Annotated in this window: 26 protein-coding genes; 14 read left to right on the forward strand and 12 right to left on the reverse strand. The window is 61.7% G+C overall.

Translation table 11 applies throughout. From position 1 onward, the window contains the following. Nucleotides 1–51: 51 nt before the first annotated feature. Nucleotides 52–429: a helix-turn-helix domain-containing protein gene (locus CO670_RS17255; protein WP_097591353.1), complete on the reverse strand. Its 378-nt coding sequence runs from the start codon at nucleotides 427–429 to the stop codon at nucleotides 52–54. Nucleotides 430–584: 155 nt separating this feature from the next. Between CO670_RS17255 and CO670_RS17260 the strand changes: the two genes are divergently transcribed. Continuing rightward, nucleotides 585–1,424, forward strand: a complete 840-nt coding sequence (locus CO670_RS17260; RefSeq protein ID WP_097591354.1) for an SDR family oxidoreductase — start codon at nucleotides 585–587, stop codon at nucleotides 1,422–1,424. A gap of 202 nt (nucleotides 1,425–1,626) precedes the next feature. Here CO670_RS17260 and CO670_RS17265 read toward each other — a convergent pair whose 3' ends face one another. Continuing rightward, nucleotides 1,627–1,878, reverse strand: a complete 252-nt coding sequence (locus tag CO670_RS17265; RefSeq protein ID WP_097591355.1) for a hypothetical protein — start codon at nucleotides 1,876–1,878, stop codon at nucleotides 1,627–1,629. A 171-nt stretch (nucleotides 1,879–2,049) separates the two neighbouring features. On the opposite strand from CO670_RS17265, the gene CO670_RS17270 reads away from it, so the two are divergent. Beyond that, on the forward strand, nucleotides 2,050–2,583 hold the full coding sequence (locus tag CO670_RS17270; RefSeq protein ID WP_097591356.1) for an AAA family ATPase: 534 nt from the start codon (nucleotides 2,050–2,052) through the stop codon (nucleotides 2,581–2,583). Between the two features lie 295 nt (nucleotides 2,584–2,878). Here CO670_RS17270 and CO670_RS17275 read toward each other — a convergent pair whose 3' ends face one another. Further along, the gene (locus tag CO670_RS17275; protein ID WP_097591357.1) at nucleotides 2,879–3,346 is read right to left on the reverse strand and encodes an Lrp/AsnC family transcriptional regulator; all 468 of its coding nucleotides are present in this window, start codon (nucleotides 3,344–3,346) and stop codon (nucleotides 2,879–2,881) included. A 124-nt stretch (nucleotides 3,347–3,470) separates the two neighbouring features. On the opposite strand from CO670_RS17275, the gene CO670_RS17280 reads away from it, so the two are divergent. After that, a complete protein-coding gene (locus CO670_RS17280) occupies nucleotides 3,471–4,685 on the forward strand; it encodes an argininosuccinate synthase (protein ID WP_097591358.1) in 1,215 nt (404 codons plus the stop codon). A 202-nt stretch (nucleotides 4,686–4,887) separates the two neighbouring features. Here the strand turns inward: CO670_RS17280 and CO670_RS17285 are convergent, their stop codons facing one another. Continuing rightward, nucleotides 4,888–5,415 carry an alpha/beta hydrolase gene (locus tag CO670_RS17285; RefSeq protein ID WP_097591359.1) on the reverse strand — a complete coding sequence of 176 codons (528 nt, stop codon included), beginning with the start codon at nucleotides 5,413–5,415 and terminating at the stop codon, nucleotides 4,888–4,890. A gap of 104 nt (nucleotides 5,416–5,519) precedes the next feature. On the opposite strand from CO670_RS17285, the gene CO670_RS17290 reads away from it, so the two are divergent. Both CO670_RS17290 and CO670_RS32990 read left to right on the forward strand, forming a co-directional pair. Then, nucleotides 5,520–6,005, forward strand: a complete 486-nt coding sequence (locus CO670_RS17290; protein ID WP_097591360.1) for an Lrp/AsnC family transcriptional regulator — start codon at nucleotides 5,520–5,522, stop codon at nucleotides 6,003–6,005. Between the two features lie 253 nt (nucleotides 6,006–6,258). Continuing rightward, nucleotides 6,259–6,432 carry a hypothetical protein gene (locus CO670_RS32990; protein WP_176538963.1) on the forward strand — a complete coding sequence of 58 codons (174 nt, stop codon included), beginning with the start codon at nucleotides 6,259–6,261 and terminating at the stop codon, nucleotides 6,430–6,432. A gap of 81 nt (nucleotides 6,433–6,513) precedes the next feature. Here CO670_RS32990 and CO670_RS17295 read toward each other — a convergent pair whose 3' ends face one another. Then, a complete protein-coding gene (locus tag CO670_RS17295) occupies nucleotides 6,514–7,890 on the reverse strand; it encodes a TIGR02594 family protein (protein WP_097591361.1) in 1,377 nt (458 codons plus the stop codon). Nucleotides 7,891–8,135: 245 nt separating this feature from the next. After that, nucleotides 8,136–8,732: a hypothetical protein gene (locus tag CO670_RS17300; protein ID WP_097591362.1), complete on the reverse strand. Its 597-nt coding sequence runs from the start codon at nucleotides 8,730–8,732 to the stop codon at nucleotides 8,136–8,138. 272 nt (nucleotides 8,733–9,004) lie between these two features. Here CO670_RS17300 and CO670_RS17305 point away from each other — a divergent pair, with 272 nt between their 5' ends. After that, nucleotides 9,005–10,180, forward strand: coding sequence for an MFS transporter (locus CO670_RS17305; protein ID WP_097591363.1), 1,176 nt, complete (start codon nucleotides 9,005–9,007; stop codon nucleotides 10,178–10,180). Between the two features lie 17 nt (nucleotides 10,181–10,197). Here CO670_RS17305 and CO670_RS17310 read toward each other — a convergent pair whose 3' ends face one another. Continuing rightward, nucleotides 10,198–10,581 carry a VOC family protein gene (locus CO670_RS17310; protein WP_097591364.1) on the reverse strand — a complete coding sequence of 128 codons (384 nt, stop codon included), beginning with the start codon at nucleotides 10,579–10,581 and terminating at the stop codon, nucleotides 10,198–10,200. A gap of 349 nt (nucleotides 10,582–10,930) precedes the next feature. Here CO670_RS17310 and CO670_RS17315 point away from each other — a divergent pair, with 349 nt between their 5' ends. Together CO670_RS17315 and CO670_RS17320 are read left to right on the forward strand one after the other, a co-directional pair. Next, a complete protein-coding gene (locus CO670_RS17315) occupies nucleotides 10,931–11,701 on the forward strand; it encodes a phosphodiester glycosidase family protein (protein WP_097591365.1) in 771 nt (256 codons plus the stop codon). Between the two features lie 239 nt (nucleotides 11,702–11,940). Beyond that, on the forward strand, nucleotides 11,941–12,486 hold the full coding sequence (locus CO670_RS17320) for a DUF2087 domain-containing protein (protein WP_097591366.1): 546 nt from the start codon (nucleotides 11,941–11,943) through the stop codon (nucleotides 12,484–12,486). Between the two features lie 12 nt (nucleotides 12,487–12,498). Here CO670_RS17320 and CO670_RS32995 read toward each other — a convergent pair whose 3' ends face one another. Further along, the gene (locus CO670_RS32995; RefSeq protein ID WP_176538964.1) at nucleotides 12,499–12,657 is read right to left on the reverse strand and encodes a hypothetical protein; all 159 of its coding nucleotides are present in this window, start codon (nucleotides 12,655–12,657) and stop codon (nucleotides 12,499–12,501) included. A 136-nt stretch (nucleotides 12,658–12,793) separates the two neighbouring features. Between CO670_RS32995 and CO670_RS17325 the strand changes: the two genes are divergently transcribed. Further along, nucleotides 12,794–13,177 carry a VOC family protein gene (locus CO670_RS17325; RefSeq protein WP_097591367.1) on the forward strand — a complete coding sequence of 128 codons (384 nt, stop codon included), beginning with the start codon at nucleotides 12,794–12,796 and terminating at the stop codon, nucleotides 13,175–13,177. A gap of 10 nt (nucleotides 13,178–13,187) precedes the next feature. Here CO670_RS17325 and CO670_RS17330 read toward each other — a convergent pair whose 3' ends face one another. The 3 genes from CO670_RS17330 to CO670_RS17340 form a co-directional block, all read right to left on the reverse strand. Beyond that, complete coding sequence (locus CO670_RS17330) at nucleotides 13,188–13,718, reverse strand: dihydrofolate reductase family protein (RefSeq protein ID WP_097591368.1); 531 nt, start codon at nucleotides 13,716–13,718, stop codon at nucleotides 13,188–13,190. A 302-nt stretch (nucleotides 13,719–14,020) separates the two neighbouring features. Further along, entirely contained in the window at nucleotides 14,021–15,181 is a 1,161-nt protein-coding gene (locus tag CO670_RS17335) for a RelA/SpoT domain-containing protein (protein WP_097591369.1), read from the reverse strand. Between the two features lie 183 nt (nucleotides 15,182–15,364). Then, nucleotides 15,365–15,865, reverse strand: a complete 501-nt coding sequence (locus tag CO670_RS17340) for a GFA family protein (protein ID WP_097591370.1) — start codon at nucleotides 15,863–15,865, stop codon at nucleotides 15,365–15,367. Between the two features lie 396 nt (nucleotides 15,866–16,261). On the opposite strand from CO670_RS17340, the gene CO670_RS17345 reads away from it, so the two are divergent. The 4 genes from CO670_RS17345 to CO670_RS17365 all read left to right on the forward strand — a co-directional run bounded on the left by CO670_RS17345 (nucleotide 16,262) and on the right by CO670_RS17365 (nucleotide 20,336). Then, nucleotides 16,262–18,052, forward strand: a complete 1,791-nt coding sequence (locus CO670_RS17345) for an ABC transporter ATP-binding protein (protein WP_097591371.1) — start codon at nucleotides 16,262–16,264, stop codon at nucleotides 18,050–18,052. Nucleotides 18,053–18,323: 271 nt separating this feature from the next. Beyond that, on the forward strand, nucleotides 18,324–19,082 hold the full coding sequence (locus tag CO670_RS17350; RefSeq protein WP_176538969.1) for an alpha/beta fold hydrolase: 759 nt from the start codon (nucleotides 18,324–18,326) through the stop codon (nucleotides 19,080–19,082). Between the two features lie 426 nt (nucleotides 19,083–19,508). Next, nucleotides 19,509–19,916 (forward strand): hypothetical protein, encoded by a 408-nt coding sequence (locus CO670_RS17360; RefSeq protein ID WP_097591374.1) that lies wholly within the window; start codon nucleotides 19,509–19,511, stop codon nucleotides 19,914–19,916. A gap of 177 nt (nucleotides 19,917–20,093) precedes the next feature. Next, nucleotides 20,094–20,336 (forward strand): hypothetical protein, encoded by a 243-nt coding sequence (locus tag CO670_RS17365; protein ID WP_097591375.1) that lies wholly within the window; start codon nucleotides 20,094–20,096, stop codon nucleotides 20,334–20,336. Between the two features lie 135 nt (nucleotides 20,337–20,471). Here the strand turns inward: CO670_RS17365 and CO670_RS17370 are convergent, their stop codons facing one another. Then, nucleotides 20,472–21,188, reverse strand: coding sequence for a hypothetical protein (locus tag CO670_RS17370; protein WP_097591376.1), 717 nt, complete (start codon nucleotides 21,186–21,188; stop codon nucleotides 20,472–20,474). 114 nt (nucleotides 21,189–21,302) lie between these two features. On the opposite strand from CO670_RS17370, the gene CO670_RS17375 reads away from it, so the two are divergent. Continuing rightward, on the forward strand, nucleotides 21,303–21,539 hold the full coding sequence (locus tag CO670_RS17375) for a DUF3164 family protein (protein ID WP_348628105.1): 237 nt from the start codon (nucleotides 21,303–21,305) through the stop codon (nucleotides 21,537–21,539). The last annotated feature ends 30 nt before the right edge of the window (nucleotides 21,540–21,569 follow it).

Genomic DNA, 21,569 nt, shown 5'->3' on the forward strand with positions numbered 1-21,569 from the left:
ATCACGCCCAAAATCCCGGACGAACTCTCCGCTTGTCCCGCCCGTTCATGCTTAATCCGCATAGGCCTCGTCATAGGCGCGCTGCGCCGCGAAGATCGCCCCCATGTTCTTTTCCGCCCAGTGCGTCAGCGCCGAAACCGTGTCGGTCAGCGTGCGCCCGAGCGGCGTCAGCGCATATTCGACGGTGACCGGCACGGTGGGAAAGATAGTGCGCGAGATCAGCCCGTTACGCTCCAGCTTGCGCAGCGTCTGCGCCAGAACCTTCTGCGATATGCCTTTGATATCGCGGCGGATATGGTTGAAGCGCACCGGCCCGCTCTTCAGCCGGTCGAGAATGAGCAGCGCCCATTTGTCCGCCAGCCGATCCAGCACCAGCCGGGTCGGGCAGCGGTCCTCAAAAACGTCATAGGCCTGTTCGATCGCTGTCATCTGCTCTCCCTTTTCCCGGCCGCCGGTTTGGCCCGGGGAACCGTAGGTTTCCCCGACGAAACCAGGTTACGAAAAAGTGCTCTCTTTTCTAATCCTGATTTGCCTGTATCTATCCTATCGTTAGATAGTTTCCAATAGATACCAAGGAGAGTGGCATGAGCAATAAGATTCTCGTTCTCGGCGCGACGGGCACCGTCGGCAGGCATGTGGTGGAAGGGCTTCTCGCCAAGGGCGAGGCCGTCAAGGCCGCCTCCCGCTCGGGCAAGCCGGTCGCCGGCGCCGAAGGCGTCGTCTTCGATTATGCCAGGCCCGAAACCTTTGGCCCGGCCTTCGAAGGCGTCGATCGCGCCCATGTGCTGCTGGCGTCGGGCTATGTCGATGCCAAGGGCATGCTCCTGCCGGTCATCGAGGCGGCAGCTGCCCGCAAGGTGAAGGTCGTCTTCCAGAGCGTGATCGGCGTCGATGCCGATGATTCCATTCCCTATCGCCAGGTCGAGATCGCGCTCGAAAAGTCAGGCACGCCTTACGTCATCCTGCGCCCGAACTGGTTCTCCGATAATTTCCACACCTTCTGGAAGCCGGGCATCGACCACGGCCAGATCGCGCTTCCGGCCGCCGACGGCAAGTCGAGCTTCATCGATGCCCGCGACATCGCCGCCAGCGCCGTCGCCGCCTTGACCTCCTCCGCCTTCGACCGCAAGGCCTTCAACCTCACCGGCCCGGAAGCCCTGTCCTATGAAGAGGCTGCCGCCATCCTCTCCGAGGCCACCGGCAAGCCGATCGCCTATAACGCCATCACCGACGAGGCCTTCATCACCATCCTGACCGGCGCCGGCGTGCCGGCCGATTACGCGAGCTTCCTCGCCTCGATCTTCTATCCCGTCCGCCAGGGCTGGACCGCCGTCACCACCGGCGACGTCGAAACCCTGACCGGTAAGCCCCCGCGCTCGCTGAAGACCTACGCCGCCGATTACGCCGCGGCGCTGAAGGCCTGAGCCTTGGCGGCTGATCGCCATCGTCTCCGGCCGCGGCCAAAGGCGATCAGCCATCCCCTCGTCGTGCTCGGGCTTGTCCCGAGCATCTGCCTCCGGAGCAGCAGACCCTCGGCACAAGGCAGGGATGACGGCGCGAGCGGTTCGCCGCTCCCCATCTTCTATTGGATTGGAAACCAACCACGGCCGGCAGCCCCCGGCCGCATCACCACCGGACGAGCGCCTTGCCCCGCCGCGCGCGAAGGAGCCAGATCCGGCCAGCTCTCCAGCCCCAGACTGCCAGGGCGCACAAGCTGCTGGACGTGTAGCTGATCACCAGGATGAGGATGCATGCGGCCGCCACCAGAATGCCGATTTCGTCATCGACGTCGAAAGCCGCCTCAGCAACCGCCCTGAAGAAAGATCCGGAATCGCGACGAGACCGTCGTTTCCCAGTCTTCGCATCTTGGTCGCCCATCGCCCCTCCGCTGCATCAGCTTATCGAGAGGTAGGAACGCGACGAAGCGCTTGCAACGGCGGCCGCGGGACGAAAACGCAATATCGACGCCACTTGCATCGGCAAGACATGTCGGATTGGAATAGGAACGACCAAGCCCTGCCCTGACAGAGACCCGACCGACCACGCCAGATGTTCCGCCCCAACGAAATCCTCATCCTGACGGGAACGCCCGGCTCAGGCAAAACGACCGCCGCGAGCCGCATCGCGCGGCTGCCCGGCAGCCCCAAGGTCCATCTGCATTCGGACGACTTCTGGAGCTTCATCAAGACGGGCTCCATCCCGCCGTGGCAACCCGAGGCCCAGGCCCAGAACGCAACGGTGATGGACGTGCTGGGAGCCGCCGCGGCCCGCTATGCCAAAGGCGGCTACTTCGTCCTGCTGGACGGCATCATCGGCCCCTGGTTCCTGGATGCCTTCCGCACGATCGAAGCCCCCCTGCACTACATCGTCCTCCGCCCCGACCTCGACGAAGCCATCAAACGCTGCCGCGAACGCGGCGGCGATACGCTCACCGACCCCGCTCCGATTTCCGACCTGCACCGCCAATTCGCAAACCTCGGCACATTGGAACCCCACGCGCTGCCGGTCACCGGCCTGAGCCCCGACGAGACCTGCGACACGATCGCCAAGGCAATGGAAAGCGGCCGCTTCCGGCTGAAGTAGCCCCCGCGCGCCACCCAGCCATCCGCCGTGGCAAACGCAGTTATCGCCGCCACCAACCACCCGCCCCAGTCCTTCGAGGCTCCGGCCTATGGCCTGCGCACCTCAGCATGAGGGCCGATCGGCGTGCCGCACGGCAAAGGAGTCAAGTTGCGCCGCAATGCCTTCCGGCGAGCCAGGCACCGCCCTCTCCCCAGCCTCATCCTAAGGTGCCCGCAGGGGCCTCGAAGGACGAGGCTGCCACCGACCTCGGCAAACTCCGACACCACCCGCACTTGCTCGCTGGCCAAGGCGGCATCTATCGCAACGGCAGCTCGTAGCTCCGCTTCAGCGTCTCCATCGGCACATCGGTCTTGACGCTGAGCACGCTCGGAATACGGGTCAGGTGATCCGCCTGAAAGCGCCAATAGCTGTGCAGATCGGCGGTGACGATCCTCAGAACCGCATCGCACTCCCCTGTGGTTAGGTAGCATTCCATCACTTCCGGAAAGCGCCTGACGGCTTCGGCAAAGCGCAGCGTGACTTCGGCATCCTGCGTCTTGAACCACACCCGGGCAAAAACCGTCAGCCCGGCCCCGACTTTTTCAGGGTCGAGCACGGCGACATAGCGATCGATGATCCCCGCTTCTTCCAGCAGCCGCACGCGGCGCAGGCATGGCGAGGGTGAAAGCCCAACCTCCTTTGCCAGTTCGACATTGGAGATACGCCCGTCGCGCTGAAGGACGCGCAGTATATGGCGATCGATGGGATCGAGAGTGATTGGCATTTAATAGCTCTGCAGAATCCTAAGGCGGCATTATATGCCAAAGTTTCGCAATTTCTGGGATAATTCGCAAGCTCATTGCGACTGGCTTGATCTATCGTTCCACGTATTCCTGTGGAGAGAACAAATGGCAAGAAAGAAAGCAAAAATCGTCCTCGCCTACTCGGGCGGACTGGATACGTCGATCATCCTCAAATGGCTGCAGGAGACCTATGGCTGCGAAGTCGTCACCTTTACCGCCGATCTCGGCCAGGACGAGGAACTCGAGCCGGCGCGGGCGAAGGCCGAAATGCTTGGCGTCAAAGACATCCGTATCGTCGATCTGCGCGAGGAATTCGTCCAAGATTTCGTGTTTCCCATGCTCAGGGCGAACGCTCTCTATGAGGGGCAATATCTCCTCGGCAGCTCCATCGCCCGGCCGCTGATTGCCAAGCATCTCGTCACCATAGCCCGGGAAGTCGGCGCGGATGCCATCGCCCACGGCGCGACCGGCAAGGGCAATGATCAAGTCCGTTTTGAGCTCGCCGTCAGTGCGCTCGATCCGTCGCTCGAAGTCGTCGCCCCATGGCGCCGGTGGGACATCCGCTCCCGCGCTCAGCTTCTGGAATATGCCGAGAGGCACCGGATCCCGGTGCCGAGCGACAAACGCGGCGAAGCGCCCTTTTCGATCGACGCCAATCTCCTGCACACCTCGACCGAAGGCAAGATCCTCGAAAATCCAGCCGAGATCGCGCCCGCTTACATCTATCAGCGCACGGTCGATCCCGTCGATGCCCCCGACACTCCCGAGACCATCACCATCGGCTTCGAAGGCGGCGACCCGGTTTCCGTGAACGGCAGGCTTATGACGCCGGCGGCCCTGCTGAGCGAACTCAATCGGCTCGGCGGACGGCACGGCGTCGGACGGCTCGATCTCGTCGAAAACCGCTTCATCGGCATGAAGTCGAGGGGTGTTTACGAAACACCGGGAGGCACGATCCTGCTTGCCGCCCATCGCGGCATCGAATCCATCACGCTCGATCGGGCCGCCGCCCATCTGAAAGACGAGATCATGCCCCGCTACGCCGAGTTGATCTATAACGGCTTCTGGTTCGCGCCCGAGCGGGAAATGCTGCAGACCCTGATAGACCGCAGCCAGGCCTTCGTCAGCGGCGAAGTGACGGTCAGGCTCTACAAAGGAAGCGCCACGGTCATCTCCCGCACCTCCCCCTCGTCGCTCTACTCCGCCGACCTCGTCACCTTCGAGGAAAGCTCGATCACCTACGACCACCGCGACGCCGAAGGCTTCATCCGGCTCAACGGCTTGCGGCTCAAAAACTGGGCAGCCCGCAACGGAGGGTGACCTTCCCCAAGCCCCGCCTTCCGGCGAGCCAAGCACCGCCCTCTCTCCAGCCTCATCCTGATGAGGTGCCCCGCAGGGGCCTCGAAGGACGGGGCTGACCACCCCGCCTTGGCAAAGCACGCGCCCTGCCCGCACAAGGCCTCACCCCCATTGGAGGCCACGGGACTATAAGATCAAATCGCCTCCCGCTCGATTTAAATCTTCATCCCGCAAAGGCCCGCAGCAATGCCAGCCCTTCGGGCCAATCGCCGAGCCCGCTCTGCCCGTTGACATGCCCCGCCGCACCGATGATTTTAAGGTCGCTTCCCCATTCAGCCGCCCTCGCCTCGGCATGGCCGAGCGACCCATAGGGATCGTCCGTGCTCGCCACGATCATCGACCGGAAACGGAAGCGCTCGCGCGGCGGGCCGGCAAAACCCGCCGCCTCCCCCGGAAAGGCCGCGGAGGACGGATCAGGCACGGCGACGAGGAACGCACCGCGGGCCGGTGCGACCGAAATCTTCTGCCAATGCGCGACCAGCAGGCAGGCAAGGCTGTGGGCGACGAGAACCGGCGGTTCCGCCGCGGAGCGCACCGCCCGGTCCAGCGCCGCGATCCAGTCGGAAAGCTTCGGCTCGTCCCAGCTTGCCGGCGAAAAGCGGGCGATGGAAGGATCGGCCTCCTCCCACAGGCTTTGCCAATGATTGCTTCCGGAATTGCCGATGCCCGGCAGATGAATGAATTTGCTCACGCTTCACCTCTTTGCTGCTTTCAGCGCATATTGTCCGTTTACAGCAGCCCGGAGAATTGGCATTCATCGGAAAAGAACAGCGAAAACCGATGGATTGAAGGCAGATGGCAAAACCGACCGATTACCGCGCCGGGCTCGATCCGACCGATATAGCCATGATCGAGATCCTGCAGGATGACGGCCGGATCAGCGTCTCGGAACTCGGCAGAAAGGTCGGCCTCTCCCAGCCGGCCGCCTCGGAGCGGCTGAAGCGGCTCGAGGAGCGCGGCATTCTCACCGGCTACAGGGCGGTCGTCGACCCCGCCTCCCTCGGCCTTGGCATGATGGCGGTCATCCGCCTGCGCACGACCCATGAACACATCAAACCCTGCCTGAAGCAGTTCGCCGAAATGCCCGAGATCATCGAGGTGCTGCGGCTGACGGGCGAGGATTGTTTTCACCTGAAGGTCATCGTGCCCTCGCCCGCCGGTCTGGAGGCCATCGTCGATTCCGTCGCCCGATACGGCTCGGTGACGACGGCCATCGTCCTGCGCAGCGAACGCCCGAAGCCGCTCGGCCGCGCATTGATCGCAAAACTTGGGGTGGCGTGACGCCTACAGCGTGTCGCGCAAAAGTGTGCGCGGTTTGGCGATAACGACACGCGTAAAAACAAAGATCTAAAGCTCGGGAAGCGAATCTGAAGGATCGCGACGTGCTTTAGTCCCCATTTAAAACGATCTTAAAAATCCCACCCCGAAAATTAATCGATTTTAATTTTATCATTAAAATTTTCTTGTTGCGCCGCAATAGAAACTGGATTTTAACTTTGTGCGGGTGCTCAGTTGGTTCGTTGGAGGAACTCGCATGACTGTGACATTTCCGCTTACCGAGAAGCGCGATGCAGACGCATTGCTGAAGCATTTGACGCTGCACAAGCTGACTTTCCCGGGCAACTGCGCCGTGTCGCTGAAGGCCCAGGTCGCCCACGTTTCCTCGCCGCACACCACCGCGCTCGGCGCTGCCCGCACCGCCTGGTAGGCATCATCCTTTCGCCGTGACGCCGGCGCGGCAGCCCGTCACGCCGGACTGCCGCAACCGGCACCCGCTCAGGCGATCCGCTCATCCCCTGCGGATGCCGAGCAGCTTGTAATGCGTGCTGCCCAGATCGCCGTCCTTCGGATAGTTCTGATAGCAGACGCTGTCGCTCTGATTGCCGCCGAGGATCTTCACCGTCGGCCCGCCCTCGTCGGCGACGAAGAAGCCCACATGCCCGTCCGAGCCGCTGATCGCGCCGCGGGCGAAGACGGCGATATCGCCTTCCCTCGGATTGTCGGTCACGTTCTCTCCCCAGTTCTTCCAGCTTCGCGCATCCTGCCGGTCGGTGCCGACCATGCCGGCCTGCTCGACGCAGAAATTGACGAAGGAGGAGCACCAGGCGACGCTGTCGTCCGTTCCCGACCAGTGGTTGGTGGATTTGTGATACATGACGATGCGCGGATTGTTGCCGCGGCCGGGCACCTCGGCGATGCCCCTTGCCAACTCCGCTTTGGCGACCGTGTAAGGCGTCGTGCCGATCGCCTCTTCGATCGGGAAGCCGCCGGACAGCACCTTCAGGAAGCTCGCATGCATGTAGCCGTCGACCGTGCCGTCGCCGTCGAGATCGACCTTGGCCCATTCGCCGTGGCGCTCCAGGATGGTGACCGGCGTGCCGAGCGGAAGCGCCCTTTCGACGGCGAAGCTCTCGCCCGGCCCCCGGCGCAGGTTGAGCCCGCCGGCGGCGCTGACCTCGGCGAGTTCCGAATGCCGCTCGACCGCGGCCGCCAGCTCCCGGGAGGCGCCGAGCATCAAGGCGCTGCCCTCCGCATCGGCGCGGAACTGGCCGAAATCCTTCCATCTCCCGCCGACCATGTTGCCGTCATAGCCGATCCCTCGATAGTTGAGCGGCGGATGGATCTGGTAGAGCGCCCATTGGTCGGTGGTGAGCATCGCCCGCGTGCCCGACCAGCCGGTCGCCGCCGCCAGCCAGATGAAATCCACATAGCCCGCATCGCGCACCGCCCGGCCGACCGCGCCGGACCCGTAGACGCCGACGCGGTACTTGCCGCTCAGCCGCCGCGATACGGTCTTGAAATAGGCTTTGATCGAGGCGATATCGGCCGCCTTGTAGTAATCGTGATCGACGGAGAAGTAGATCGCCGAATTTTCCGGCTGTCCATAGGTGTCGGCCAGGGCCAGAGCCCGCTCGCTGTCGCGCGCGCCGGACTCGGCATCAAGATCGCCTATATTGCCGCCGGCGCCGCCGCGCTGCTGAAAAACCACGGCCAGCGACAGCCCCGCCTCGAGAATATCGTCATATTCGGCCTTCTCGATCCGCTTCTGCGGCAGCCTGTTGGAATTGCTGTGATTATAGTAACGAATGACCGTCTCGACGCCGGATGCTTTCAGCTGATTGGCATATTGGCCCAATTCCCATGGGCTATCGATGACCTTATGCATATCGATCCCCTCAATTCTTTAAGAATACAGCCAGCCCCCGAAGTAAAATTACCATCTACACTTTAAAGCTGCAATAATCACTATGGAGTAACCTGTCATTGTTTGGCTGGCGTGGCGTTGCCGTAGGCGCGGCAAGGCCCGCTTGCGCTGAAGGCGGCGATCACAGTTCTGCCGGTGATCGTCAGCGGATACTTTCGATGAGGATGCGGGACGATACACCTGATCTCGGTGCGCCCTCTATGCGATCACGCGTGGCGAAGCTGATGCCACGTCTCGAATTCGGCCACGCCGCGGATGCCGTGGTCCATGACCGCTTCGTAAACCAGCGTGCTGGAAATCGTTCCCGCACCTTGGGAGCGCTCGGCCAGCACACTCTTGATCTCCAGGATCGCTTCCCGGTCCGCGTCGGTCAGACGCGGCAACAGGGTCTTCAGGTGAGCAATGTCGGGCTGCCGGTCGGGCTGATCGACCAGCCAGATGTCGATGGTCCACATCGTCTGATCCGGCATTTGAACGGAGAGCCAGAGATAAAGCCCGTCGGGATATTTCTCCGGCTCGCTGTTCCATCTGCCGCTATCGTTGCGGAAGCGCACCGCGACGACGCGTTCCGTCATCCGCATCAGCCGAGCGCCGATGGCCGTAGACGCCTCGAACGCTTCGGCGTTGATCTCAGGGCAAACCACCGTGATATCGATGTCGCGGCGGACCATGAGCCCCATCGCCGAGCTTCCAACCCGGATAGTCCGGCCGAGATCGCCGAGCAATGCGTCAAGCCGCAGCGCCTGAACAACCTCATCGGCCTCAGCCTGCAGCCTTCGCTGGACATCTAACAGATCGGACATGCTCTCTTCCTTTATACGAAGAGGCACCGGATACAACTTTAATCTGCACGGATGCTTGACGGCGGAAGCACGAGGCATCGGAGTGAGGCAGCCCGAGCTTGCAAATCCACGCCTTCAATAGGAACATTCGCAAAACCACGCCTTCATCCGTGACTCGCCAGGCGCGCGCCTGACAACGGCGGATTTCAAGACCAATCCCCATTTGGCCGGAATGCCCATTTATTCACCGGAAAGACGGATCAGATCAGCCTAAGCCGGAGCAAAGCCCTGACATGAAGCCGCATCACCGCATCTTCTTCATCCAGTTCGCCGTCGCCGTTTCGCTCGGTGCGCTGCTGTCGCGCCTGCCCGATCTGCAGGTCAAGTTCGGACTGAGCGAAGGCGAGCTCGGCGTCCTGCTCGTGGCGATGTCCTCAGGCGTGCTCTTCGGCCTGACCTTCTCGGTGCGGCTGGTCGAAAGGCTCGGCGCGCGCGGCACGGCCTTCCTCACCGTCTTCGGGGCGGCGCTGCTGTTTGCGGCCATTCCCTGGATGCCGTCGGCGCTTCTGGCCGCGCCGCTGTTCTTCGTGGCCGGCATTTTCACCGGCGCCTTCGAGATCAACGCCAATATCGAGACCGACCGCCACGAGGCGCTGCTCGGCTACCGCATCATGAGCCGGGCGCATGGCATGTGGAGCCTCGGCTTCTGCCTCACCGCCTTCGTCGCCGCCGGCATGCGCCAGGCCGGCGTCTCGATCGAGCTGCACAGCCTCATCGTGCTCGCCGCCGTTCTGATCTCGGGCACGGTTGTCTTCTCCGGCATCGCCAACGCGCCCCGGCGGCCGGACGCCCATCCGGGCGACGCCTCGCATGTCTCGCTTCCCACAATCGGTCTCATGCCGCTTTGCCTGATTGCCGCAGCCCCGCTTCTGGCCGAAGGCGCCAGCGTCGACTGGTCGACGATCTATATGCGCGACGTCTTTGCCACCGAACCCTTCGTCGGCGGGCTGAGCGTGACCTTGTTCTCGCTCGCCATCGCCATCGGCCGGCTCGGTATGGACCCGCTCGTCGACCGCTTCAATCCGCGCCCGGTCGCCATCGCCCTGCTCGCAATCACGACGATCGGCCTCGTCATGGTCGCCATGGCGCCCGATCCCGCCGTCGCGCTGATCGGCTTCTGCCTCACCGGCATCGGCTGCTCCTCGGTCTATCCGCTCGCCATCTCGGCCGCCGCCCGCCGGACGGATCGCCCGGCCTCGGTCAATGTCGCAGCGCTCGGCCAGACGACCTTCGTCGTCTTCTTCGCCGGCCCGCCTCTGCTCGGCTTCATCGCCGAACATTTCGGCATCCGCTTCTCCTACTGGGCGGTCGTCCCCCTCGTGCTCGCCGCCCTCCTGGTCACCAAGGCCCTCGCCGCCGCCCCCGCGCCCGCCTTGGGCGAGCCCGAACTCGGGCGGCCGAATGCGTGAGGGCGCGCGTGCAACCCTCACCCATTGAACACAATGGCAATCTTGTTCCCGGCCGGATCGCGCATATAGGCGGCGTACCAGTCCGGCCCGTATTGCGGGCGCGGGTCGGGCCCGCCTTCGTCCGTTCCGCCATTCGCCATGGCGGCATCGTAGAAAGCATGCACCTCGGCGCGCGATTTCGCCATGAAGCCGATCATCGCACCGTTTCCGGCGCTCGCCGGCGCGCCGTCGAACGGCTTGCAGACCCAGAGAACGAACCCTTCGCCGGTCCCGCCTTCGGAATAGGCCCGCCAGCCCGGAAACTCCTGATGCTGGCGCCAGCCGATCGTCGCCAGGGCGGCATCGTAAAAGGCATTCGAGCTGACGGAATCGATCGCGCCGACCGTTGCGTAAACACTCATGATTTTCCCTCTCCCAGTTGCAGCAAATTCAGACTTCATAGCCCGCATTCAAGAACATAACAAGAACATTTTGTCATTTTACAAACCCCTCCCCAACCCCAACCCCTCCCCACAAGGGGGAGGGGCTAACCCGGCCGCACCCGATCGTTCGGCTTCATCGTCTCATCCGCAAAGAGGTGAGTGTCCGCGACAGCGGGTGCCTCAAGTTAGTCCCTCCCCCTTGTGGGGAGGGGTTGGGGAGGGGTCTGAACTCACGCTCCACATCACCCAGTCATTGCCCCTGCCCCACTGACCGCATATTCCAGTCGCACGGATAACATCCACTGCCGATCGGAAAGAAAGCCCGCCGATGACCTCCTTCAAACACGCTCTCCTCGCCGCCCTCACGCTGCTGGCGGCGGCCGGCTCGGTGAAGGCGCAAGCCGAACCCTGCCAGCCGCAGAGCTTCGAAGGCGCCGACTACATCGTCTGCACGGTCGCGCCCGACAAGGCCGGCCTTCGCCTGTTCTGGAAGGGCGCCGATGGCGAGCCATACCGTTATTTCTCCAGCCTCGCCGAAGCCCTTCAGGCCGAGGGGCGCAGGCTGGTCTTTGCCGTCAATGCCGGCATGTACCGGCAGGATTTCTCGCCGCTCGGCCTCTACGTCGAAAACGGCAAGGAATTGAAACCCGCCAACACGGCAAAGACCGACGGCTCCGCCGGGCCGGTGCCGAATTTCTACAAGAAGCCGAACGGCGTCTTCTTCCTCGATGAGGCAGGCGCCAGGATCCTGCCGACCGCCGAATTCCTCAAGCGCCGCCCGGCCGCGCGTTTCGCCACCCAGTCCGGCCCGATGCTCGTCGTCTCGGGCAAGCTGAACCCGATCTTCATTCCCGGCTCCACCGACCGCACCCGCCGCAACGGCGTCGGCACCTGCGTCGGCGGCACGGTCCGCTTCGTAATCAGCGAGGACAGCGTGAATTTTTACGATTTCGCCCGGCTGTTCCGCGATCAGCTGCAATGCCGGGACGCGCTCTTTCTCGATGGCGGGCGCGGCGTCGGGCTCTACGACCCCGCACTCGGCCGCAACGACCGCTCCTGGCACGGCGGCTATGGCCCGATCCTCGGCCTTGTGGAATAGCCGCGTCGGCCGGCCGCTCGGCGGATCTCAGCCCCGGCGCAGATCTGAAACCTCGAGAGGTTGAAATGCCGGCGCCGCGGTGCTAATCGCAGTACCGGGTCTGCAGTTCACCCAGACATCGCCGTTCTCCGGAACACGCTAAACCTGACAGGTAAGACGATATGGACACCGATCCCGTGCCATGTCGGAAGGGCGATCACCGATAATCCATTTGGAGCGGCACGACCAAAGGATAGGTCATGTCCAGAAAGCTCATTCCGCTCACCGTTAGCGACACCTCCGCATTCGCCAAATCGCTGCGGGCGCAGCTTTCCGCGCATCAGGGGCTCCCCTCGCATCTGCATTTCCTCAACATGCTGGCAAGAGCCGCCGGCCACGGCAATTTTCAGAGCCTGCGCGCCAGGGCCGATGCCGGGAACGAAGACGCCTTGCCGGCGCCCGCCCCCGCTGCCGGGCGGGAGATCGACCGCAAGCTGATCGACCGGGTGCAACGCAGCTTCGACGATCAGTTTCGCCTGATCCGCTGGCCCTCCAGACGCATGGACCAGATAACGGCGCTCTGGCTTCTCTGGTCGCAAATTCCGGCGGCGCGCGACATGCCGGAAAAGGAAGTCAACGTGCTTCTCAGGGAAAGGCACCTGTTTGGAGATCACGCCCTGCTGCGGCGCGAGCTCTGCGAACTCGGGCTGATGAACAGAACGCGCGACGGAAGCGTCTACAGGCGCATCGAGCGGCCGATGCCGCCCAACGCGGCGGAAATCCTGCGTCAGCGCTCGCCCCGCTGACGGCTCGGCCGCTCATTCCTGTTTCGTCTCGTCGTCCGCGTCCTGCTTGCGGCGCGGCCGCAGATTGCCGAAACCCATGTAGTGGTCGGCATCGGAGGTGTTCCACCGGCCGGCGAGATAGATGATGGTTACGGCGGCGGCGATGATGAGCAAGGCATAGATCATGTCCATGCCTGCAATCTAGCGCGCCCCGCGCGGCCGGACAGCTGTGCTCCGGCCGCCGGCTTGCATTCTATGCTTGGACGATTTTCCAATCGGGGCCGGGTTTGGTAAACTCTCCCTTTCGTCCAAACCTTGCGAGGCAGCCATGGCCGACGAGACAGTCAATGTGCGCTACATGGTCGAAGACGTCGAGGCATCCATCGCGTGGTATGTCACCCATCTCGGCTTTTCCGTGATTTCGAAGCACGTGCCGGCCTTCGCCGATGTCAGGCGCGGAGCCCTGCGTCTGCTCCTCAGCGGTCCGGCGAGCTCGGCCGGCCGGCCGATGCCCGATGGCGAGCAGCCGGTGCCCGGCGGCTGGAACCGCATTCACCTGATCGTCGATGATCTCGCCGCCGAAGTGGCGCGCCTGCGGGCAAGCGGCGTCCGCTTCCGCAACGATGTGGTCACCGGGCCGGGCGGCGCGCAGATCCTGATCGTCGATCCCTCCGGCAATCTCGTCGAACTCTTCCAGCCCGCGCGGCAATAGCAGTGCAGCGTTAGGCCGGAGCGTAAGCCAGCCTGATCACATTCTCGTCCACCCGATCATGGCTGAGAAGCCGGAGCGGCGGCCGGGGCCCGGCGAAAAACGGCGTGCCATGACCGAGCACGACGGGATGCAGGTAGATGATATATTCGTCGATCAGGCCGAGTTCGGTGAGGCTCTTCGCCAACTGCGGCCCGGCAACTTCGATCTCCCCGTCCCGCTCGGCCTTCAAGGCCCGCATCGCGCTCTCGAGATCGCCTTGAACGAGAATGGCGTTCGGCCCGACCGAAGTCAGCGAGCGCGAAACGACCCATTTCGTCTGGCTCCGCCACGCCGCCGCAAACTCCCGCTCCGGCGCATCCCATTCCGGATGCTCGTCGTCCCAATAGCGCATGATCTCATACATCGTGCGGCCATAGACACTGCCCGCCTGCTGCCGGGTCGAGTCGATGAAGTGGCGAAAGAGCACCGGGCTCGGCCCAAACGCCATATGATCGACGTAGCCGTCCAGCGACTGGTTCATTCCGAACACGAGCTTAGCCATACCCACTTCCTTTCCCTGGAGGGCACATCCGTGCGGAGCTTGTCAGCTTATGCGATGGAACTAAGCTAGCGCGACTGCTTTTATATTGCAATTGGTTTTGAAGGCCGAGTGAATGAGCGCTTTGCTGCGAAGCCGCGGGCGTAAGAGTCGGCGGCAGCCGAAGCATCACGAGTTGGGCCACAGCGGACTTTAGCCCAAACGGCATAAAGCACGTCGGCGGATAGCTCCTGCCACCACGATCATCGGGATGAACGGCCACGGCAACAACGAGGTCTCAAGCAGGCGTGCAGTCCTCCAGCGTTTCAGCTTGGATACCAGCGCGTATAACGCCGGTTCAGATTGCGGACATCTCCAGGCGGTTGTGGCTTCGGAACTTTCACGCGGGCTTGCTGGATCAACGTAAATTCCAGCGCATCATGGCCTTGAACGATCCTTCGCAAATTGCTCAAGAAAATACCCACGTCGCCAAAGTAATTCGGATATGTTTGCACCAGCTTCTCACCGCGTGAGACTTCGACAGTGACGACCTTTGAGCGCGTAAGACCATATTCGATTTGCCGCTCAATGCTCGCGAGACGCGCCTGGAGCTGCAAGATTTCCGAAAACCTCTCGACTGCCACCGTGTGATCATCGTTGTTGTAGACGATTAAGAAGAACTTTCCGTCACCATAAAGGTATGTCTCGGCATAGGTGGTCGCTGTGCGAATATTTTCCAACGTGGAGATCGCGTCCAGTTTCGCTTCCAGTGCCTTGATTTCGCCAATACGGAACGCCCGGTCGGGCACACCGGGACCAACGGGGCACCCTTCGACATATGCGAATTCTGCGGACATCAGCTTGAACAGACGGAGCCAGTCGGCACTGCCGTGATGATGTTTCAAATCCTCGCCGTTGAACAAGCTTACTGCCTCGACTGCCGTCGCCCATGAATGTTGGAGGCGTGTGCGGATTTGGAATTCAATCCGGCGGCCAGCAAACACCGATTGTTCTTTCTTCCGAGGGCAAAACTCGAAAGAGATGTGATGACTGCGATACCCATCGTCTTTCGGTTCGTCGATGTAAGGCCATTGTCGCCGGTCATGATGAGGAAACCCTTCATTGACCTCGGCAAGCAAGGATCGAACACCAGCGATATCGTCGAGGATGGCGCGGCAGCCTCCGATATCCTGCATACGGTCGAGGTGAATGTTGGACTCGCGGAGTTTCCGTCGAATGCTGGCCATACGTTTTGGCCGAGCCGCCATGTCACCTTTGATGCCAATTTTACGCATGCGATATGCGGCGGAGAGATAGACAGAGCGCATAGGGAAGAAATGGCTGTCGCGCCATGAATTAGCGACGGCGAAAACATAATGCGCATCCCGCCTGTCGACGGTGGAATCTAGGCCAAGGTCATCTTTCAGCCTATTCCCTGCGGCTCGTACTTCCTGCATGCTGAATTGAAGTTCGGGGTAAACCGGCATCGCGAATCGAGTCCAACTGCCCAGCGGGTATTTTTAGCATCTCGCAATATGGCAATCATCAATCGAAGAGCGCAATACACAGATCGATACGCGCAAACTGCGCCGCTTCCATCAACCGCATTAACGCTTTCGCGTAAGCCGCTAGGCGAGTTCTTCCATCATCTGGCAGCCGCCGAAACAACCTCAGCGATCCCGCCCCCTCACTGCCCATTCGGCAGTATCGCAATCGGGGTGCTGGTTGTTGCTCTTCTTGATCGCCGCCGCCCAGTCGGCGCCGTTGGTTTCGGTCGCGCCGGTATTTTCGATGTCCGTGATCGTATCGAACCATGCCACCATGTTCTCGGTGCAGGTGTTGGCATGCGGCGGGAAGGCGTGCGGATCGTCGAGCGAGCCGATCATCAGGTTGGTTCGGCCGTTTTCGAGGTGGTGGAAAAACAGCGGCGTGCCGCAATTGGCGCAGAAGCCGCGCTCGACGAGCTCCGAGCTCTTCCAGACGCTCGGCTTGCCGCGTGTCCAGGTCAGCGCATCGTCGGGCGCGGCGACGAGCGCGGCAAAGATGCTGCCCGAGGCTTTCTGGCACATGCGGCAATGGCAGAGATGCGAATTGTCGTGCATGGCGGTCGCGCGGTAGCGCACGGCACCGCACTGGCAGCCGCCGCTTAACTCCATCTCGATGCGTTCCATTGCTTCCCTCCTCGATAGCCGGCAGGCTTCATCTCTTTTAGGTTGCCGTCTTTTGATCGTCTAGACGCCAAATTGTGTCGTTTCCGCATCACTTTCCGTCAGGTTGTAATTTCCTGCTTGGCAATGGCGAAATGCTCCGCTACAAGATGTCCACCGCTCCAGATCGAACAAAAGGGAGGCGTTGAATGACAGTATCGATCATCGAAACCTCCCCCCGTGGAATGCTCCGACAGTAGGTCATTCCCATTCGCGGCCCGCCTTGAGCGCGCCCGTGCGGTTTTTTCTTCCTTCACAGCCCGATTGATCTGACGGGATCACTTCGTCTCCCGCGTGGGCTGTGTCTTTTAACTCTCGATTTTGAGGACCGGCGCCGACACGTGCCCGGGGCTGAATAAAATGACTCGCAAGAAGCTCGATTTCCGCGCCGATGCCTATCGCCAGGTGCTCGGCTTTGTTTTCCGCCATTGGCGCCACCGGAAGGCATTGGTGGCCGCCATTATCGTGCTGGTGGTCGCCAGCACGCTGGCCGAAGTCATGGTGCCGGTCTTCTCCGGCCGCATCGTCGATGCCATCGCCGGCGGCAATGCGGCCGATGGCGCGCTCAGCGCCTTCGCCGTCGTCGTCGTGCTCGGCCTGACGAGTGTCACGCTGCGCTGGTTCATCTTCAACGGCATCATCCGGCTGACGCTGCGCATCATGGCCGATGTGGTCAATAACGGCTTCCACAAGGTGCAGCGTTTCTCCACCGACTGGCACGCCAACAGCTTTGCCGGCTCGACGGTGCGCAAGATCACCCGCGGCATGTGGGCGCTGGATTCGCTGAACGACCTGCTGCTTGTCGCCCTGCTGCCATCGGTCGTCATGCTGGTCGGCGCCAGCATCGTGCTCGGCAGCTACTGGCCTGTCATGGGCCTCTTCGTGGCCTTGGGTTCGCTGGTCTATATCGGCGTCACCGTGGCGCTTTCCATGGGCTTCGTGTCGCCGGCGGCAAGGCTTGCCAATGCCTGGGACACCAAGCTCGGGGGCTCGCTCGCCGATGCCATCAGCTGCAATTCGGTGGTCAAGGCCTTCGGCGCCGAGAAGCGCGAAGAGATGAGGCTCAATCACGTGCTCGGCAAGTGGGACAGCCGCACGCGCCGCACATGGAAGCGCGGCACGACGAGCGGCACCATCCAGGGCTTCATGATGGTGTCGATGCAGGCAGGCATTCTCGGAACCGGCCTCGTCATGTGGCAGCGCGGCCTTGCGACGCCTGGCGACATCACCTTCGTGCTGGCGATGTTCTTCGTGCTGCAGGGGTATCTGCGCAATGTCGGCCAGGATATCCGCAACCTGCAGCGCGCCGTCAACGACATGGAAGAGCTGGTGCTGCTCGACAGGATGCCGCTCGGCATCGAGGACAGGCCGCATGCCAGGCCGATCGAGATCGGCGCGGGCGAGATCGTCTTCGATCGCGTCACCTTCCAGTATGGCGCGCATCCCACGCCGCTTTATGAGGACTTTTCGGTCATCATCAAGCCGGGCGAGCGCGTCGGCCTGGTCGGCCATTCGGGCTCGGGCAAGACGACCTTCGTCAAGCTCATCCAGCGCCTCTACGACGTCAACGCCGGCTCGATCCGCATCGACGGGCAGGATATCGCCGAGGTCAGGCAGGCGAGCCTGCGCGGCCAGATCGCCATCGTCCAGCAGGAACCGATCCTGTTCCACCGCACGCTGGCCGAAAACATCGCCTATGGCAGGCCCAACGCCTCGCGGCGGGAGATCGAGCAGGCGGCGAAACAGGCCAATGCCCACGGCTTCATCATGGAACTTCCCAAGGGCTATGAGACGATGGTGGGCGAGCGCGGCGTCAAGCTCTCGGGCGGCGAGCGGCAGCGCGTCGCCATCGCCCGCGCCTTCCTGGCCGATGCGCCGGTGCTGATCCTCGACGAGGCGACCTCGAGCCTCGACAGCGAGAGCGAAGTGCAGATCCAAGAGGCCATGGAACGCCTGATGGACGGCCGCACCACGCTCGTCATCGCCCACCGCCTTTCGACGGTCCGCGCGCTGGACCGCCTGCTCGTCTTCGACAAGGGCAAAATCGTCGAGGAAGGCGACCACCAGGCGCTGATCCGCCTCAACAACGGCATCTACCGCCGCCTGTTCGAACGCCAGGCGCTGGAACTGACCAAGGGGCTGGTGGCTTAATTGAAAACGCCGGGGCTGACGCTCCGGCGTTTCCGGCGACTGACGAGGGTCAACCTTCCCTCACATCATGCTCGGGCTAGTCCCGAACACTGCTTCCGTTCGATAGGGCAGCAGATCTTCGGCACAAGGCCGCGGATGACGCGTGTGGTTTGCCAACGACCGAAACGCGAGGCCACGGCTCTCAAACCACCGCCGCTTCCACCCAAACCACAGATTGACAACCTCCCATGCCTGCCTATCGTCGGCCGGCGAAGAAAACCTGGTGGTGCTTATGCCTGGAGTGACGCGACATCTGATCGATCGAGGCGATGGCGCTGCCGTCGAGCTTTTTCAGGCCAAGGCGGCCAATGCCGCGCCGGCGGGCGCAATCCTGTTCGTTCACGGCAATCAGGGCGGCCGTCTCCTCGGCGCGAAGGAATTCGCCGATAGCGGAGCCTTGCTTCGCTTCTCGTCCGGCTTGAACATCACGGCGGCAGCCATCTCCCAGCCCGGCTTCGGCGCTTCGGAAGGCCCGGCCGATTTCTGCGGTCCATCCACCCAGCGGGCGATCATCGCCGCCCTCGCCTTCCTGAAACAACAGCCCTCCGTCGCGCCCGAGCGCATCGTCCTCTGCGGCAACAGCAGAGGCGCCGTCGCTTCGGCCATGGTCGCCGCCGAGCTTCCCGATCTCAGGGCCGTCATTCTATCAAGCGGCGTCTATGATCTGGAAGCTGCCTTCAGAAGCAGTCCGCCCGGCCTGCAACGAGCAATCGAAACGGAAGCCGGCCTGTCGAAGCAAGCTTTCCTCACGCGCTCGGCCCTGCACCATGCGCATAAGATCCGGTCGGAGATACTCCTCCTGCACGGACGGCACGACGACCGCGCGCCCCTCGCCCAGGCCGAGAAATTCGCCGAAGCACTGTCCGACGCCGGCGTCCCGGTCAGTCTCAGCATCTTCGAATGCGGGCATCGCATCCCGCGCGAAAACTCCCAGTCAGTCCTCCGGCCGTTCCTGCAAAGCATATTCGATCCTGTCGTGACCTATCACTAGGCTCGCATGGCGGCTCTTCCGGCAATCAGGGTCCGATATTGTCCGACATGGCAACAACCGGACATTGCCTCCATTTCGCAACGTTGCTAGGCATGGTCAATTTCAGTCTCCCGATCATTCTTGGACCCTCCCGCGAGCACATATGAATTACGTCGCTGTTATGTTGGCTGGACTTGTCATTTTCGCTCTTCTGGTCATAGCCGCCGTCGTAATTCTCTTTCTCGGAATACGCCGCCTCTGGCGCCGAACGCAGCCCGATCAATCCTTTCGGAGAGGTCTCATCATAGCTCTCGGTCTGGGTGCTCTCGCGGCGCCCTTCATTGCTATGAAAGTTGCGGAGCGAAACTACGTTCTCGCTCGCGTTCCCCAACCGCTCGAAGTCGCGGAGATCGAATATCGTCTGAAGAATCCTGGGGCGCCGGTTTCATGCCCGGGGACAACGAGACCGGTTTCGTTGTCTACCGGCTGACCGACGAAAGCGCAGACTGGGCGCGCAAACAAGGAAACCGGCTGGGCGATATGCTTGGCGGAGCAAAAGAACCGTGGCGCCAAACGCCTGTCGATGACAGCAGCGACGAACGAGCCACAAGCCTATGGCATCCCTACGACCGTGATGCTGATATGATGGCAGCAGGGCTCCCCTTGCGCCACCCTCCTACAATTTTTGAATATCTGGAAAAATATGGCTTCACCATCCCGATCGAGAAAGGGCGCGACCAGGAAGCCGACCAGGCAATCCAGTCAGGTGGATCGTTCTATTCATATGGAAAAGGCGGCAGCGTCACAATCGTCGATCCGGGTCGGGGCAAGGTTTATTTCGCCTATGCCGGATAATCATCCGCCACCGTTGAGAAGCCTGCTGATGCATCCGGCGCAATCAACGGCATCTACCGCCGCCTGTTCGAACGCCAGGCGCTGGAACTGACCAAGGGGCTGGTGGCTTAATTGGAAACGCCGGGGCTGACGCTCCGGCGTCTCTGCAGCTTCACAGCAAAAATGGAGAAGACAGCGTTGGAAGACGAAAAGCCGGACAAATTCGCGGTTGCTTACGGTGCACAGAAACTAGCGCTAACCAAGGTGATCCAGGCGCTGGTCGAAAATGCCAGTACATCTGATCCAGGCATACGGGATCGCATCATGGCATCAGTCGAAGCCTACCTGGCGACGATCGAGCCGAAATCTGAACTCGAACAGGACTTTGCCGAACGCGCGCGAGCCTCTGTCGCGGTTCTCGTTCGGCCGCCGACTTCGTAGCTGCGGGCGATCACGCCGTCCTTTCGCAACCTCCCCTGCCGGTGTAGCACAAATTCGGCTGGCACTTCGCGCAACATCAGTTGCCAACGGAATTGCGAAGCGTAACGAGCAGTCGGACTGAACATTCCGACACCGTCACCGATCACTATTACGCAGGATTTCGCCCCTCTTCCCGTGGGCGATGTCCCAGAACTCATCAGCATCTTGACCGGGGCCGAAGAAATCATACGGATCGAATGGTGAAGCCCTAATGGCCTCCATGACGCGAGGATCATCGGCATGTTTAAGATGTACTTCGTGTACAGACATACCTCGCTCCTCAGAGAGACTTTTGGCAGTGGCCGCGGCTATTGCCACGAGTTCACGCAAATCCTCCACCGCAGCAGCCAAGTAATTTGCTCGCGTCCGGTTGAACGAAAGAATACCGTCACCGCCAACGAGTTTCACCACTGCACGCTCGTCAAGCCACCTGAGGCCATGCTCTTCGGATGGAAACCCTTGATGCGCGAACACCTTGTCCCTCAGATCAACGATTCTCCGATGTTTTTCCATTTGGGCCGTCGTGTATCTCTTGGTGGCCCCGATGTGTCCTCGTGCAGCGCCCTTTGAGTGGGTTGCACGGCAGTAGGTAACGACCGCATCGACCATCAAAGATCCCGAAAATTTACTCCTTGCCATCGCGTTTGTTTGGATCTCCGCGATAGCATCAAGCGCTACAATGACGTCGCTTAACTCGGCCAAAACCGATGAAGCGGCCTCGTACTTCCGTATCGCATCGACCAATTCCTTGAGGTCGTTGTGCTTTGCAAGAGCCTTCCTAACCAGTGTCAGATCGATCGCCTTACGGTCCACGTGGTTCTCCTAAAAAACAATAGAATAATGCGTTGTTTGACATGAGAGCGTAGTCAGCCTGCTGTGATCACCTCTTTGACGGCCTTGCTGTGTCCGCCACCGGCTACCGAATAAGTGCAGTCTCCCCTCAGTCGCGAAGCGCGCCAGCGTTTTATAACGCGCGCTTTCAATACCGATAAAGAAGGACAAATCCACACGGCTGATCTGTTCATGTTGCTCCGCCTCGAAATTCGCGATGACCGGTGGCTTCGTGCCATGGAAGCAATCCGCAACTCGATTACGGTGACGGGTTCCAAGGTATATGTGCGCCTCTGTGAGCGAGATAGCCCAACCCACAGTGGCGCGCTGTAACCATCGATCTTACGAGAGCTGTACCAAGAT

The organism is Rhizobium sp. J15 (assembly GCF_002531825.1).
Lineage (GTDB): Bacteria > Pseudomonadota > Alphaproteobacteria > Rhizobiales > Rhizobiaceae > Rhizobium.

Bases quoted from the DNA above. Each gene is read 5' to 3' on its own strand.
- CO670_RS17275 (WP_097591357.1), bottom strand. From the start codon at position 3,346: ATGCCAATCACTCTCGATCCCATCGATCGCCATATACTGCGCGTCCTT.
- CO670_RS17255 (WP_097591353.1), bottom strand. From the start codon at position 429: ATGACAGCGATCGAACAGGCCTATGACGTTTTTGAGGACCGCTGCCCG.
- CO670_RS17305 (WP_097591363.1), top strand. From the start codon at position 9,005: ATGAAGCCGCATCACCGCATCTTCTTCATCCAGTTCGCCGTCGCCGTT.
- CO670_RS17310 (WP_097591364.1), bottom strand. From the start codon at position 10,581: ATGAGTGTTTACGCAACGGTCGGCGCGATCGATTCCGTCAGCTCGAAT.
- CO670_RS17330 (WP_097591368.1), bottom strand. From the start codon at position 13,718: ATGGCTAAGCTCGTGTTCGGAATGAACCAGTCGCTGGACGGCTACGTC.
- CO670_RS32990 (WP_176538963.1), top strand. From the start codon at position 6,259: ATGACTGTGACATTTCCGCTTACCGAGAAGCGCGATGCAGACGCATTG.
- CO670_RS17265 (WP_097591355.1), bottom strand. From the start codon at position 1,878: ATGGGCGACCAAGATGCGAAGACTGGGAAACGACGGTCTCGTCGCGAT.
- CO670_RS17360 (WP_097591374.1), top strand. From the start codon at position 19,509: ATGCCCGGGGACAACGAGACCGGTTTCGTTGTCTACCGGCTGACCGAC.
- CO670_RS17350 (WP_176538969.1), top strand. From the start codon at position 18,324: ATGCCTGGAGTGACGCGACATCTGATCGATCGAGGCGATGGCGCTGCC.
- CO670_RS17295 (WP_097591361.1), bottom strand. From the start codon at position 7,890: ATGCATAAGGTCATCGATAGCCCATGGGAATTGGGCCAATATGCCAAT.
- CO670_RS17335 (WP_097591369.1), bottom strand. From the start codon at position 15,181: ATGCCGGTTTACCCCGAACTTCAATTCAGCATGCAGGAAGTACGAGCC.
- CO670_RS17280 (WP_097591358.1), top strand. From the start codon at position 3,471: ATGGCAAGAAAGAAAGCAAAAATCGTCCTCGCCTACTCGGGCGGACTG.
- CO670_RS17290 (WP_097591360.1), top strand. From the start codon at position 5,520: ATGGCAAAACCGACCGATTACCGCGCCGGGCTCGATCCGACCGATATA.
- CO670_RS17320 (WP_097591366.1), top strand. From the start codon at position 11,941: ATGTCCAGAAAGCTCATTCCGCTCACCGTTAGCGACACCTCCGCATTC.
- CO670_RS17260 (WP_097591354.1), top strand. From the start codon at position 585: ATGAGCAATAAGATTCTCGTTCTCGGCGCGACGGGCACCGTCGGCAGG.
- CO670_RS32995 (WP_176538964.1), bottom strand. From the start codon at position 12,657: ATGGACATGATCTATGCCTTGCTCATCATCGCCGCCGCCGTAACCATC.
- CO670_RS17340 (WP_097591370.1), bottom strand. From the start codon at position 15,865: ATGGAACGCATCGAGATGGAGTTAAGCGGCGGCTGCCAGTGCGGTGCC.
- CO670_RS17345 (WP_097591371.1), top strand. From the start codon at position 16,262: ATGACTCGCAAGAAGCTCGATTTCCGCGCCGATGCCTATCGCCAGGTG.
- CO670_RS17325 (WP_097591367.1), top strand. From the start codon at position 12,794: ATGGCCGACGAGACAGTCAATGTGCGCTACATGGTCGAAGACGTCGAG.
- CO670_RS17315 (WP_097591365.1), top strand. From the start codon at position 10,931: ATGACCTCCTTCAAACACGCTCTCCTCGCCGCCCTCACGCTGCTGGCG.
- CO670_RS17270 (WP_097591356.1), top strand. From the start codon at position 2,050: ATGTTCCGCCCCAACGAAATCCTCATCCTGACGGGAACGCCCGGCTCA.
- CO670_RS17300 (WP_097591362.1), bottom strand. From the start codon at position 8,732: ATGTCCGATCTGTTAGATGTCCAGCGAAGGCTGCAGGCTGAGGCCGAT.